Annotated in this window: 11 protein-coding genes and 1 pseudogene; 8 read left to right on the forward strand and 4 right to left on the reverse strand. The window is 74.0% G+C overall.

All coding sequences use genetic code 11. The features are described 5' to 3' along the window. Window positions 1–81: 81 nt before the first annotated feature. The 4 genes and pseudogenes from BMX74_RS46600 to BMX74_RS08550 form a co-directional block, all read left to right on the forward strand. Window positions 82–1,020: pseudogene (locus tag BMX74_RS46600) on the forward strand (zinc-binding dehydrogenase); the annotation flags it as partial. Window positions 1,021–1,032: 12 nt separating this feature from the next. Beyond that, window positions 1,033–1,938: an NADP-dependent oxidoreductase gene (locus BMX74_RS46605; RefSeq protein ID WP_176573492.1), complete on the forward strand. Its 906-nt coding sequence runs from the start codon at window positions 1,033–1,035 to the stop codon at window positions 1,936–1,938. A 17-nt stretch (window positions 1,939–1,955) separates the two neighbouring features. Further along, window positions 1,956–2,954: a helix-turn-helix transcriptional regulator gene (locus BMX74_RS08545; RefSeq protein ID WP_055506017.1), complete on the forward strand. Its 999-nt coding sequence runs from the start codon at window positions 1,956–1,958 to the stop codon at window positions 2,952–2,954. 5 nt (window positions 2,955–2,959) lie between these two features. Further along, entirely contained in the window at window positions 2,960–4,081 is a 1,122-nt protein-coding gene (locus BMX74_RS08550) for a C45 family autoproteolytic acyltransferase/hydrolase (RefSeq protein WP_218153915.1), read from the forward strand. Here the strand turns inward: BMX74_RS08550 and BMX74_RS08555 are convergent. Genes BMX74_RS08555 through BMX74_RS08565 form a run of 3 tightly spaced genes read right to left on the reverse strand, consistent with a single transcriptional unit; the run spans window position 4,048 to window position 7,790 of the window. After that, a complete protein-coding gene (locus BMX74_RS08555; RefSeq protein WP_055506019.1) occupies window positions 4,048–5,550 on the reverse strand; it encodes an AMP-binding protein in 1,503 nt (500 codons plus the stop codon). The genes BMX74_RS08550 and BMX74_RS08555 overlap by 34 nt on opposite strands. Continuing rightward, the gene (locus BMX74_RS08560) at window positions 5,551–6,627 is read right to left on the reverse strand and encodes an acyl-CoA dehydrogenase family protein (RefSeq protein ID WP_055506020.1); all 1,077 of its coding nucleotides are present in this window, start codon (window positions 6,625–6,627) and stop codon (window positions 5,551–5,553) included. Continuing rightward, on the reverse strand, window positions 6,624–7,790 hold the full coding sequence (locus tag BMX74_RS08565; RefSeq protein ID WP_055506021.1) for an acyl-CoA dehydrogenase family protein: 1,167 nt from the start codon (window positions 7,788–7,790) through the stop codon (window positions 6,624–6,626). The genes BMX74_RS08560 and BMX74_RS08565 overlap by 4 nt, the downstream gene beginning before the upstream one ends. A 204-nt stretch (window positions 7,791–7,994) precedes the next feature. Here BMX74_RS08565 and BMX74_RS08570 point away from each other — a divergent pair, with 204 nt between their 5' ends. From BMX74_RS08570 to BMX74_RS08585, 4 genes are all read left to right on the forward strand, one after another. After that, window positions 7,995–9,317: a sensor histidine kinase gene (locus BMX74_RS08570; protein ID WP_236714960.1), complete on the forward strand. Its 1,323-nt coding sequence runs from the start codon at window positions 7,995–7,997 to the stop codon at window positions 9,315–9,317. 94 nt (window positions 9,318–9,411) lie between these two features. Then, window positions 9,412–9,975: a TetR/AcrR family transcriptional regulator gene (locus BMX74_RS08575; protein WP_236714961.1), complete on the forward strand. Its 564-nt coding sequence runs from the start codon at window positions 9,412–9,414 to the stop codon at window positions 9,973–9,975. A gap of 150 nt (window positions 9,976–10,125) precedes the next feature. Next, window positions 10,126–11,004: a copper resistance CopC family protein gene (locus BMX74_RS08580; RefSeq protein WP_082535313.1), complete on the forward strand. Its 879-nt coding sequence runs from the start codon at window positions 10,126–10,128 to the stop codon at window positions 11,002–11,004. Further along, window positions 11,001–12,032 (forward strand): copper resistance D family protein, encoded by a 1,032-nt coding sequence (locus BMX74_RS08585; RefSeq protein ID WP_055506024.1) that lies wholly within the window; start codon window positions 11,001–11,003, stop codon window positions 12,030–12,032. The genes BMX74_RS08580 and BMX74_RS08585 overlap by 4 nt, the downstream gene beginning before the upstream one ends. On the opposite strand, the gene BMX74_RS08590 is transcribed toward BMX74_RS08585, so the two are convergent. After that, a complete protein-coding gene (locus BMX74_RS08590) occupies window positions 11,990–13,168 on the reverse strand; it encodes a hypothetical protein (protein ID WP_236714962.1) in 1,179 nt (392 codons plus the stop codon). The genes BMX74_RS08585 and BMX74_RS08590 overlap by 43 nt on opposite strands. Window positions 13,169–13,270 lie beyond the last annotated feature (102 nt).

Here is a 13,270-nt window from a genome sequence, read left to right on the forward strand (position 1 = left end):
GGGCGCGCCCGGCCCCCCGGACGCGCCCCGCCCTTTCCCGTAGTTGACCTCAAGCAGGCTTGAGGTTGCACCCTCGGGTGCATGAAGGTGATCGAGGTGACGAGATTCGGCGGGCCCGACGTGCTCAGGCCGGCGGACGCGCCGGAGCCCGAGGCGGGCCCGGGGCAGGTCGTGATCGGCGTGTCCGTGGTGGACGTGATGTCGCTGGACGCCCAGCTGCGTACGGGCTGGGGGCAGGAGTGGTTCCCGAACCGGCCGCCGTTCGTGCCGGGCACCGGCGTGGCGGGGCGGGTGCTGTCGGCGGGCCAGGGCGTCGATCCCGGCTGGGTGGGGCGGCGGGTGGCGGCGCTGCTGCCGGGCGGCGGCGGGTACGCCGAACGGGTGGCGGCCGGCGTGGACACGCTGGTGGAGGTGCCCGGCGGGCTCAGCCTGCGCAGGGCCGCGGCGCTGCTCCAGGTGGGCCCCGCGGCTCTCGGCCTGACGGACGCGGCCGGGCTCGGGCCCGGCACGCGGGTGCTGGTCACCGGGGCGGGCGGCGGGCTGGGGCTGCCGCTAGTCATGCTGGCCGCCGCGGCGGGCGCCAGGGTGACGGCGGCGGCGCGCGGGGAGGCCAAGCGCGAGGCGGCCCTGCGGTACGGCGCCGCCGAGACGGTGGACTACGCCGCGCTGACCGACCCGGAGGAGCACGGCGGGCGGGCGTTCGACGTCGTCCTCGACGGCGTGGGCGGGCAGGTCGGCGGGGCGGCCTTCCGGCTCGTCGCCCCCGGCGGGGTGTTCTTCGCCTACGGCGTGCCGAGCGGCTCCACCGCGCCCGTCGACCAGGCCGAGGCGGAGCGGCGCGGTGTGCGGCTCGTCGGCATGGAGCAGGTGCGGTTCGGGCCCGAGGAGTTCAGGCGGCTGGCGGCCAGGACGATGGAGGAGGCCGCGGCCGGCCGCCTGGCGACCGAGATCGGCCTGGCCGTCCCGCTGGAGCGGGCGCCGGAGGCGCACGCGGCCCTGGAGTCGCGCGCGCTGGTCGGCAAGGCGGTGCTGCTGGCCACCGCGCGGGCGGCCAGGTACCGGCGGCACGGCGGGCCCGAGGTGCTGGAGGTGGAGGAGGTGCCGCTCCCCCAGCCCGGCCCCGGCCAGGTCCGGGTCGCGGTGCGCGCCGCCGGGGTGAACCCGATCGACTGGAAGCTGCGCGCGGGCCTCATGGGCGGCGCGCCGCAGGGCCCGGTGGGCACCGGCATGGAGCTGGCCGGCACGGTGGACGCGCTCGGTCCCGGCGTCGAGGGGCTGCCGCTGGGGCTGCCCGTGTTCGGCCAGGCGCCGCCGGGCGCGGTCGCCACGCACGCCCTCGCCGACGCCTCCACGCTGGCTCCCATCCCGGACGGGCTGTCGTTCGAGGAGGCGGCCGCGCTGCCCGTCGCCCTGGAGACGGCCCGCCGCGCGCTGCTCCTGCTCGGCCCGCGGCCCGGCGAGACGCTGCTGGTGCACGCGGTGGCGGGCGGCGTGGGGCTGGCCGCCGCGCAGCTCGCGGCGGCGGAGGGGGTGCGGGTCGTGGGCACCGCCAGCGAGCGCCACCACGCGCGGCTGAAGGAACTGGGGATCGAGCCCGTCACGTACGGCGAGGGGCTGGAGGAGCGCGTGCCGGGGCCGGTGGACAAGGTGCTGGACGCCTCGGGACGCGACGTGCTGGAGGTGTCGGTGAAGCTGGCGGGCGGCCCCGACCGGGTGGTCACCATCGCCGACCCGGCGGGCGCGGCCCGGCACGGCGTGCGGTTCTCGTCGAGCGGCGGGCACGCGGCGCCGCCCCCGAACCCCGGAGCGGTGCGCGTCCCGGTGGCGGAGACGTTCCCGCTGGAGCGGGTGGCGGACGCCCACCGCCGCAGCCAGGACGGCCACTTCCTCGGCAAGCTCGTGGTCGTCATGGACGCGGAAGGACTCTTGCCGCGATAGCGGGCACACTGGTCGGCATGCTCGAAACGTCGGCACGCCTGCTCAAGCTGCTCTCCCTGCTCCAGGCGCACCGGGACTGGCCCGGCCCCGAGCTGGCCGCCCGCCTCGGCGTCACCACCAGGACGATCCGCAACGACGTGGAGCGCCTGCGCAGCCTCGGCTACCCGGTGCACGGGACGCCGGGCGTCGCGGGCGGCTACCGGCTGGGCGCGGGCGCGGCGCTGCCGCCGCTCCTGCTCGACGACGAGGAGGCGGTGGCGGTCGCCGTGGGCCTCGGGCGGGCGGCGGGCGGCGGGGTCGAGGGCATCGAGGAGAGCTCGGTGCGGGCCCTCGCCAAGCTGGAGCAGGTGCTGCCGGCGCGGCTGCGCCGCCGGGTGGGGGCGCTGAACGCGTACACGGTGCAGGTGCCGGTGCGGCTCGCGGCGGAGGGCCAGGCCGTGGCCCCGGAGACGCTCACCACGATCGCGAACGCCGCGCGCGACCGCGAGCGGCTGCGCTTCGACTACACGGGCCACGACGGGTCGGCCACGCTGCGCGACGTGGAGCCGTACCGGCTGGTGCACCGGCGGGGCCGCTGGTACCTGGTCGGCCACGACGTCGAGCGGCGCGACTGGCGGACGTTCCGCGTGGACCGCCTGCGGCTGCGCACCCCGGCCGGGCCCCGGTTCACCCCGCGTGAGCTGCCGGGCGACGGCGACGTGGCGGCGTACGTGGAGAAGGGGGTGAAGGACGCGATGTGGCGCCACCGGGGCACGGTGCTGCTGCGCGCGCCCGCGTCGCGCCTGCGGGGGCTGCCGCCCAGCCTGGTCCCCGAGCCCGTGGACGACGCCACCTGCCTGCTGCGCGTCGGCGGCGACGACCTGGACGGCATCGCGGCCTGGATCGGCGTCCTCGGCGTCGACTTCGAGGTGCTCGACCCGCCGGAGCTGGGCGAGGCCGTGCTGCGCCTGGCGGAGCGGTACCGCAGGGCCGTCAGCGGCCGGTCAGCGGACGGTCAGCCGCGCCTCGCACGCTGAGCCGTATGAGGAACTTGACGCAGGTCGCGGGGGGCAGGGACGACTTCCAGCTCGTCCACCACCTGACGGTGACGGGTGGCCAGGTGGAGATCGGCGCGGCGCTGGCCGAGGAGGCGCGCAGGCTGGGCTGGGCGCCGGCGCCCGCCGACCCGGCCGTGAACAGGGCGCGCAGGACCTGGTTCGAACGGCACTGGCCGCAGCACCACGCCCGCATGGACGGCGCGGCCGAGGTCCTCGGCCTCGACCCCGACCAGGACGACGTGGCGCTCGACGGACTCGGCTTCGTTCCCGAGGGCTCCGGCTGCTCGGCGCTGTGGGTGCCGCCCGGGTCTGCGTCCGACGGGCACGGCAGGATCGGACGGAACTACGACTTCTTCCCGCTCACCACGAGCGAGGTCATGGGCGGCGCGCCCCGGCCGCGCGAGCTGCCGATGGCGTCGCGCCCCTACGTGATCACCACGGTGCCCGCCGACGGCGGCCTCGCCTCGGTCGTCGTCACGATGAACGAGCTGGACGGCTGCATGGACGGCGTGAACGCCGCCGGCCTGGCGGTGGTGCTGCTCCTCGCCGACATCGAGCGGGCGGCGCCGCCCGAGCACGTCGCGCCGCAGGTCGGGGTGAACCCGGTGCAGCTCCCCCGCTTCCTGCTGGACACCTGCGAGAACGTCGCGCAGGCCAGGCAGGCGCTGCTCGGCGCCAAGCAGTACGACCACGGCACGCCCCTGCACTACCTGGTGGCCGACGCGCACGGCGGCGCGTTCGTGTGGGAGCGCGGCAGGGACGGCTCCGAGCACGCCGTCGAGGCGGGCGACGGCGGCCCGCTGTGCGTCACCAACCACCTGCTGCACCGCCACCCCGACCCGGCGGGCCTGCCGGAGGACGGCCCGGCCACGTTCGGGACGTACGGGCGGCTGCGGACGCTGCACGAGCGCGGCCGGGGCGGCGTCCTGTCGCCGGACGCCCTGCGGGAGTCGCTGCGCGCGGTCGCGCAGGGCGAGGACCCGGCCGTGCCGTTCCGCACGCTGTGGACGTCCGTGCTGGACACCGCCGGCCGCACCCTGGCGATCCGCTTCCACCTGGGCGACGGCCGGGGCTACAGCGACGAGCTGGTCTTCTCCGCCAGGTAGTCCTCGCGCACCCGGGCGCGGGAGAGCTTGCCCGCGGGGGTGCGCGGCAGCCGCTCCCTGTACTCGACCGTCCTCGGCTGCTTGAACCTGGCGATGCGGGGCGCGCAGTGCTCCAGCAGCGCGGCGGTGAGGGCCGGGCCGGTCTCGACGCCGGGGACCGGCTGGACGAGGGCGACCACGCTGTGCCCCCACTCCTCGTCGGGGACGCCGATGACGGCCACGTCGGCGACGGCGGGGTGTTCCAGCAGCGCGGCCTCGACCTCGGCCGGGTAGATGTTCACGCCGCCGGACACGATGAGGTCGGTGCGCCTGTCGCACAGGAACAGGTAGCCGTCGGCGTCGAGGTAGCCGATGTCGCCGGGCGTGTACCACTCGCCGCGCATGCTGGCCGCGGTCTTCTCCGGGTCCTTGCGGTACTCGAAGGTGCCCATGCTGGACTTGACGTACACGAGGCCGGGTTCGCCGGGCGGCAGCTCCTTGCCGTCCTCGTCGAGGACGCACGCCTCGAACATGGGCGAGACCCTGCCCACGGTGCCGGGCCTGTCCAGCCACTCGCGCGGCTTGACGGCGAAGGCGGCGGTGGACTCGGTGGACCCGTAGTACTCGTACAGGACCGGGCCCCACCACTCCATCATCGCCTGCTTGACCGCGACCGGGCAGGGGGCGGCGGTGTGGATGACCTGGCGCAGGCTGGACACGTCGTAGGCGGCCCTGACCTCGGCGGGGAGCTGGAGCATGCGGTGGAACATGGTCGGGACCATCAGGGCGTTCGTCACCCGGTGCCGCTGGATCAGCTCCAGGACCGTCTCGGGCTCGAACTTCGGCGCGATCACCACGGTGTGGCCGAGGTTCAGCGCGAAGTGGGTGTGCGCGCACGGCGCCGAGTGGTACATGGGCGCGGTGACGAGGTGCACGCCGGGGCCGGGCGCGAGGTCCACGATGTGGCCGAGGAACCGGGCGTGCAGGGGCGCGACCGCCTCGGGCGGGACGCCGGGCAGGGGGCGCTGCACGCCCTTGGGGACCCCGGTGGTGCCGGAGGTGTACCACATGGCGGCCCCGCAGGTGCGGTCGCCGGGCGGGGTGACGGGCTGCCCGGCGGCCAGCCCCCGGGTGCCGACCTCGGCGCCGGGCACGGGGTTCGCCTCCCCGGTGACGACGATCTTCGCGTCGCAGTCGCCGAGGATGTAGGCGATCTCGGACGGGGTGAGGTGCCAGTTGACCGGCACGTAGTACAGCCCGATCTGGGCGGTGGCCATGAGCATGACCACGGCGTCGAGCCCGTTGGGCAGCACGCCCGCGACCACGTCGCCGGTGCCGGCGCCGCGGGCGCGCAGCCCGTGCGACACCTGGTTGACGCGCGCCAGGAGCTCGCCGTACGTGGTGGCGGAGCCATCGGTGTCGATCACGGCGAGGCGGTCGGGGTCGGCGGCGGCGATGGCGTAGAAGCCCGGCAGGCCGTCGATGTCCATTCACAGCTCCAGGAGTCGGGCGAGGCGGGCTCGGTGGACGCGCGGCGGGCCGAGCAGTACTTCGTCCGCCTTTGCGCGTTTGTAGTAGAGATGCGCGTCGTGCTCCCATGTGAAACCTATGCCGCCGTGCAGGAGCAGATGATCGCGGGCCACCTCGAAACAGGCCCTGCCCACGTACGCCTGCGCCAGCGCCGCCGCCCCCGGCAGCTCGTCCGGGGCCTCGTCGGCGGCCCAGGCGGCGTACCTGACGATCGACTCGGCCTGCTCCAGCTTGGCGTGCATGTCGGCCAGCCGGTGCTTCACCCCCTGGTACGAGCCGATGTACCGGCCGAAGGCGACCCGCACCTTGGCGTAGGCGACGATCGCGTCGAGCGCGGCCCGCATGACGCCGAGCTGCTCCGCCGCGAGCGCCACGCACAGGAGGTCGGCGACGTCGGGCGCGGGCCCGAGCACCCGCCCCCTGGCGCCGTCCAGCGTGACGCCGGCCTGGCCGCGGGTGAGGTCGAGCGTCTCCAGGGGCGTGCGGGTGACACCGGGACCCGTCAGGTCCACCGCCGTCATCACCACGCCGTCCTCCGCGCCGTCCTCCGCGCCGTCCTCCGTGCCGTCCTCCGCCCGCGCGGGCACGAGCAGCACCGACGCCTCCGCCCCGCCGAGCACCCGCTCCAGCGTGCCGGTCACCGCCGCCCCCTCGCCACGCACGCGGGCGGCGACGGCCTGCGACGGTGGCAGCGCGAGCGTGGCGACGGTCCTGCCCTCCGCGACGCCGCCGAGCAGCTCCTTGTCCGGGGGCATGCGGGTCAGCGCGATCGTGGCGAAGACGGTGGCGAGGAACGGGCCGGGCAGCAGCGCCGCCCCGGTCTCCTCCAGCAGGACCGCCAGCTCCGCGAAGCCCGCGCCCGCGCCGCCGTGCTCCTCGGGGACGATCAGCCCCGAGGCGCCCAGCTCGCCGTTGAACCGCGCGTACACCCCCGGGTCGTAGCCCTCGCGGACCTTCGGCAGCGGCGAGGCGGCGCCCAGGAAGGAGCGCACCGCGTCGCGCAGCCCGCGCTGGTCGTCGTCGAGTACGAGCTTCACGCCTGCGTCCCCACCTTCAGGTCCTTGAACGGCACATCCTTGTCCACCCTCGGCTCGGGCGGCAGGTTCAGCACGCGGTCGCCGACGATGTTGCGCATGATCTCGTTGGTGCCGCCGCCCAGCGACATGCCGGGCGCCATCGCGATCGCGTACGACAGCGGGTGGTCACCCACCACGGACTCAGGGCCGACCAGCCGGGTGGCGAGGTCGGCCTGGAACAGCGTGAGCTCGGCCAGCAGCAGCTTGGCGGCGCTGCCGCGCGCCCCCGGGAAGATCCCGGCCCTGGTCTCCTGGGCGAGGCGCTGGTTGAACAGGGCCAGCGCGCGGGTGCGGATGTGCAGCTCGACCAGCTCGTCCCTGACGATCGGGTCGGAGGTGTCGACCGAGCGGCGCAGCGCCTCGAACGACGCCGGGTCGTCCTTCTGCCCGCCCATGCCGACGCCCGCCGAGATCGACAGGCGCTCGTGCAGCAGCGTGGTGACGGCCACGCTCCAGCCGTCGTCGACCTCGCCGACGCGGTGCTCGTCGGGGATCGTCACGTCGTCGAAGAAGATCTCGTTGAAGTGCGCCTTGCCCGACATGTCCCTCAGCGGCCTGACCGTCACCCCCGGGTGGCGCATGTCCACGACGAACATCGTCAGGCCCCGGTGCTTGGGCACGTCCACGTCGGTGCGGGCCAGCAGCAGGCCCCAGTCGGCGTGCTGCGCCACCGACGTCCAGACCTTCTGGCCGTTGACCACCCAGGCGTCGCCGTCGCGCACCGCCCGGGTCTGCACGGCGGCCACGTCGCTGCCCGCGTTCGGCTCGGAGAACAGCTGGCACCAGATCTCCTCGCCGCGCAGCAGCGGCCGTACGAACCTGGCCCGCTGCGCGTCGGTGCCGCGGTCCACCAGGGTCGGCCCCGTCATGCCGAGCCCGATCGAGAAGACGTAGGTGGGCAGGGAGAACGCGCGCACCTCGGCGGCGAACGCGCGCTCCTCGGCCTGGGTGAGGCCCTGGCCGCCCCACCGCCGCGGCCAGGTGATGCCGGAGTAGCCGGCGTCGTACAGCCTGGCCATGAAGTCCTTGGCGCGGGCGACCGGGTCGCCGGGGCCCTCCTCGCCGGAGGGGGCGTTCTCCAGCAGCCACGCCCTCGCGGCACGCCGATACTCGGCAAGGTCCACGTCGCCTCCTCGGTATCAGTGTTCACTTACTCTAACCAGCGGCCGGAGGCCCGTACAGATCGATGTCCGGGAGGCCGCAGGGGAAGGTTTGGGCGGCGTTTAGTGCGGCTTTGTCGGCGAATCTCCGCGAATTAGGAGCCCGAGCCCCGCGTGTGATGACCTGATCAGCGGGGGGAAGGTTTGAGGAGACGGCGGATCAGATCCGTGCGGGCGCGGCTGACACTGTTCGCCAGCGTCAGCATGGCGCTGCTCTCCCTGCTGGTCACCGCGTTCGTGCTGTGGGCGGTGCACAACACGGCCGTCGACTACAAGCGCAACCAGGTGCTCAGCACCGCGCTGCGCGTGGTGCACCTGATCAAGCGCGGCACCCTGCCCCCGGCCCTCACCAGTGACCTGCAGGGCGTGCAGGTGGTCGATCCCTCCGGCCGCGTCAGGTCCTCGACGCGCAACCTCCTCGGCCAGCCCCGCATCACCAGGATCGAGCCGGACGACGACAACGCCAACCGCTCCACCGAGGTCTGCGGCCTGCGCGTCTTCCCGGAACAGTGCGAGATCCTCGTCGTCCTGCGCGTCTACCAGAACGACGGCGACTGGCTCGTCTACGCCTTCGACCACATGGTCCCCTGGTACGTCAGCCCCGCCGTCCTGGCCTTCCTGCTGGCGGGATCGGCCGCGCTGGCGGCGGTGACCGGGATCGGCGTCTCCCACGTCGTGGCGAGGACGCTCGCGCCCGTCGACCGCATCCGCTCCAGGCTGGCCGAGATCACGGTGGGCGACCAGAGCATGCGCGTGCCCGTGCCCGACACCGACGACGAGATCAGGTCGCTGGCGGTCACCGCCAACGAGACCCTGGAGCGGCTGGAGCAGGCGATCGAGCAGCAGCGCAGGTTCGCCTCCGACGCCTCGCACGACCTGCGCAGCCCGATCACGGCCATGCGCGCCCAGCTCGAGGACGCCATGCTCCACCCGGAGGACGCCGACTGGCAGGGGATGGGCGACGAGCTGCTGGCCAGCCTCGACCGGCTCCAGGCCATCGTCACCGACCTGCTGACGCTGGCCAAGCTCGACGCGGGCGCGCCCGGCAACCTCGAATCCGTCGACCTGGCCGAGCTGGTGGCCGCCGAGACGTCCAGGCCGCGGCGCAAGAGGGTGGTGACCAGCCTGCAGCCGGACGTCGTCGTCACGGGCGACAGGCTCCGGCTGGCCCGCCTGCTGACGAACCTGCTCGACAACGCCGAGCGCCACGCCGAATCGACGATCATCGTCACCGTCAGGAAGAACCACCAGGCGACCCTGGAGGTGCTCGACGACGGGGCCGGCGTCGCTCCCGAGCACCGCGAGATGGTCTTCAGGCGGTTCACCCGGCTGGACGCGTCCCGCAGCCGCGACGCCGGAGGCACCGGGCTCGGCCTGCCGATCGCGCGCGAGATCGCCGAGCACCACGGGGGCACGCTGACCATCGAGGACTCCGACACCGGCGCCCGATTCGTCCTACGAATACCGCTGCGGGAGGAGCGGGTACCATGATCACGAAAGGCGGATTTGTCCCGCATATACCTTTGACCAGTAGTGAGAGTTACTCACCGTGACAACAGGGTTCAGCCGATTACGGCGCGAGGATTTGCTGAAAACCGCCTGCGAGGTGATCGCGGCACAAGGATTCGGCCACACCAGGACGCTCGACATCGCCAGAGCGGCAGGCGTGAGCCAGGCCCTGCTCTTCTACCACTTCGAGACCAAGGAAGGGCTGTTCGCGCAGGCCTTCGGCTACGCGGCCCGGCTCCACCTCGGCACGCTGGAGGACATCGAGCAGGCCGACGGCAGCCCCCTGGAACGGCTGCGCATCCTGCTCAGACGCTGCTCCCCCGCCGCCGGGGCAGACGGCTGGCGGCTCTGGATCGACGCCTGGGCCGAGGCCATGCGCAGCAGCGAACTGGAGGAGATCTCCCGCAGGATCGACGCCAGAGGCCGCGCCCTCCTGCTGGACATCATCAGGGAAGGCACCACGACCGGCTGCTTCACCTGCGCCGACCCCGAAGGCGCGACCTGGCGCATCCTGGCGCTGATCGACGGTCTGGCCATCCAGATGCACGTCCACCCGAAGAGCCTGACCAAGCGCCGCGCCAACGCCCTCGTCCGCGAGGCGGTGGCCCAGGAGCTCGGAATCACCACCGAAGACCTCTGACCAGGGCTTCCACCTCCGCCCCGGCGCCCTGAGGACCGGCCCGCGCCACCGGACCTCCCCCGACCACCCGCACGCCGCACCACGGGCGGACCGGTTCGCCGCAGGTGGCACCATAGACGGGTTCCCAGAAGGCTCGACGGAAGGTGCTCGGTGCGGCGCTTGCTCACGGTCCTGCTGCTCGCCTGTTCGGCTGTGACCTGCTCCGTGGTGGCGGCGGGCACTCCCGCGCTGGCCCACAACGTGCTCGTCGGCAGCGACCCCAAGGACGGCGCCACCCTGACGGCCGCGCCCGCGCGCGTGACGCTCGTGTTCGACCAGGCGGTGCGCCAGGGGTACGCCCACGTCTCCGTGACCGGCGCCGACGGCTCGTCCTGGGCCGACGGAGCGGCCGAGGTGGCCGCCGAGCGCGTGTCGGTCAAGGTCGGGGCGCTGCCCGCGGGCGGCCCGTACGTGGTCGGCTACCGCATCCTGTCATCCGACGGCCACCCCGTGACCGGCAAGATCACATTCACCGTCTCCGCCACCGCCACCAATGCCGCTCCCGCTCCTGGAGACCCGGCCCAGCCCGGCTCGGGCGCCCCGTCCCCCGGCGCCGTGAGCGCATCGCCCGGCACCGCACCGGCATCGCCCAGCACCCCGGAGGCGTCACCCGGCACTGCGGAGGCGTCGCCCGGCACCGCGGGGGCGTCACCCGGTTCCGCGGAGGCGGGATCGGGCTCTGAAGCGGCGCGGCCGGGGGCGGCCGAGGCCGCCGAGGCGGCGGCGAACGGCGGCGCGGGCATGGCCGTCGTGTGGATCGTCGGCGCGCTCGTCGTGCTCGCGGCGGGCACGGTCGTGGCCCTCCGCCGCACCCAACCGGCCGCGGCCCCCACCGCCGCGCAGACCACCGCACCGGCCACAGCACCGGCCACAGCACCGGCCACAGCACCGGCCACCGTGCCTCCCGCCGCTCCGCACCCCGAGGACGCCGCCGGGGCCTCCGGTGACGATGGCGGTGCCGGCGGCTCCGGTGAGGGGGTGCGGGCGTGAGCGTCGTCGCGTCCGACGTGCGGCAGCGGCGGGCGGGCGGCGGGGCCGTCGCGGGCGCCTTCGGCGTGTGCGCCGTCGTCGCGGCCGTCACCGCCAGCACGCTCACCGCGCAGGAGGCCGTGCCGGGCATCGCCATGCCGGGCCCGATGGTGACGTTCGGGCTGCCGCTGGTTCGGGTGCTGCTCGACGTCGCCGCCGTGGCGGTCGTCGGGCTGAGCCTGCTGCCCAAGCTGCTCGGTTTCGACGATCCCGCACGTACGGAGCCGGTGCTGCGGCGGGTCAGGCCGCTGGCCGTGACCTTCGCATGGGCGTGGGCGATCTGCGCCCTGCTCACGATCGTGTTCCAGACGGCCGAACTGAACCCGGGCGCCGTGCCGACGTTCGGCATGATCGCCGCGTACGTCGACGGCGTCGGCACCGGGCAGGGACTCCTGTTCAGCGCGGCGTGCGCACTGGCGGCGGCCGGCATCGGGCTGATGGCGGTGCGGTTCGGCGAGAAGGTGCCGGCCGAACTGCGGGTGATCGTGGCGCTGTTCGGGCTGCTGCCCATCCCGGTGACCGGGCACGCCGTCGACTCGGTGTGGCACGACCCGATCATGATCTCGATGGAGATCCACGTCATGGGGTCGGCCCTGTGGACGGGCGGGCTGATCACGACGGTGGCGTTCGTGGGGCGGCACAGGGACCTGCTGGCCGAGGTGCTTCCCCGGTTCTCCAGGCTGGCCACGCTCTGCCTGCTGCTGGTGGGGGTGTCGGGCCTGGCCAACGGCCTCGGCACGATGGCGCTCACCCCCGGCGTCGAACTGCCTGGCGCGATCGTGACCAGCCACTACGGCCTGCTCGTGGTCGCCAAGACCGCGCTGGTGGCGCTGCTGGTGCCGCTGGCGGCGCACATCCGCTTCCGGCTGCTGCCCGCCGTGCGCAGGGCCGAGGCCACCGCCCTGATCGGCTGGGCGGCGGCCGAGGTGGCCGTGATGGGGCTGGCCTACGGCGTGGCGGTGGCGATCACGCGGGCCTCGATCGGCTGAAGCCCGCGCCTGGCGGCGAGCCATTCGACGGTGAGCCAGACGGCCATCAGGCCCAGCCCCGCCCACAGGGCCGACGCGGGGACGAGGGGCGGCGCGCCGAGGAGCCCGTTCTGGCCCTTGACGGCGCCGTACAGGTGGCCCAGGAGCACGCTCTGCGCGGCCAGCGCGCCGTACGCGACCGCCGTGACCCCCGCCGCGCCGAGCACGGCGCGGGCGGCGGGCATCCTGACGAGGAACGCGACGTCCACCACCAGGCCGCACGCCACCAGGAAGAACGGCACCGCCGACGGCGGGAAGCCGGTGAAGGTGAGCAGCGGCCAGATCAGCGTGCGGAAGCCGACGTACGCGCCGGCGACGAGCGTGGCGGCGCCGAACCTGCCGATCATCAACCGGGCCGCCACCAGCACCGACGCCCCCACGACCACGGCGTAGACCGGGTAGAGGTAGTCGGGCACGGGCAGGGCGAAGCCGACCATCATGACGCGGTCGACGGGACGGCCCATCTGGTCGGCGGCGAACTGGAGCAGGATCGGCTCGGCGTACGTGGCGTGGTTGTCCCACGCGCCGATCGACAGCACGCCGTACTCCTGGTGCTGCTCCGGGAAGTGCACGTTCTCCAGGAAGAACGCGAAGAGCGCGCCGAGCACGACCGTGCGCTCGCGCCCCGGCGGCGCGCCCATGAACCAGCCGCGGACCACCCCCGCGATCATGAAGAACGTGCCGAGGTACAGCATCATGTGGGACGGGCTCCACGAGGTGATGTCGAGCCCGTTGACGCGGTGGTTGATCAGGTCGAGCGGCACCGCGACCAGGAACACGCCGGTGCCCCACTGGATGAGCCTGAGCGCGATCTTGTCGACGCCGTAGCCGGTGTAGCCGTGGATCACGGTGAGGGCGACGACGAGGGCGGTGCCCGCGGAGTTGAGCAGGTGGGGCGGGGCGAGGTCGTCGCGCAGCCACTTGAAGTGCCACGAGACGTCCCAGGCCGAGCCGAGCAGCTTGAGCGTGAGCGCCACCAGCCACCCCAGGTAGAGGACCCTGAACAGGTCCTGCGGCGTTTCGCGCCCGGCCTGTCCCCTGGTCCAGTACGGCAGGGCCCAGGCGGCGGCCCTCTTGACGGTTGCGGGAGGCTTCACGGGAGGAAATCTTACGGTCCCCGCGGACCAGCGCCCCAGACGCGCCGAACGCCTGACATGGGCTCTTCGCCACGCTCCCGCCCGGCGACCCGACGACGAGGG

Source organism: Nonomuraea pusilla (genome assembly GCF_900109355.1).
Taxonomy (GTDB): domain Bacteria; phylum Actinomycetota; class Actinomycetes; order Streptosporangiales; family Streptosporangiaceae; genus Nonomuraea; species Nonomuraea pusilla.

Coding starts and splice junctions, on each gene's coding strand:
- BMX74_RS08550 (WP_218153915.1), top strand. CDS start 2,960: ATGAGGAACTTGACGCAGGTCGCGGGGGGCAGGGACGACTTCCAGCTC.
- BMX74_RS08545 (WP_055506017.1), top strand. CDS start 1,956: ATGCTCGAAACGTCGGCACGCCTGCTCAAGCTGCTCTCCCTGCTCCAG.
- BMX74_RS08555 (WP_055506019.1), bottom strand. CDS start 5,550: ATGGACATCGACGGCCTGCCGGGCTTCTACGCCATCGCCGCCGCCGAC.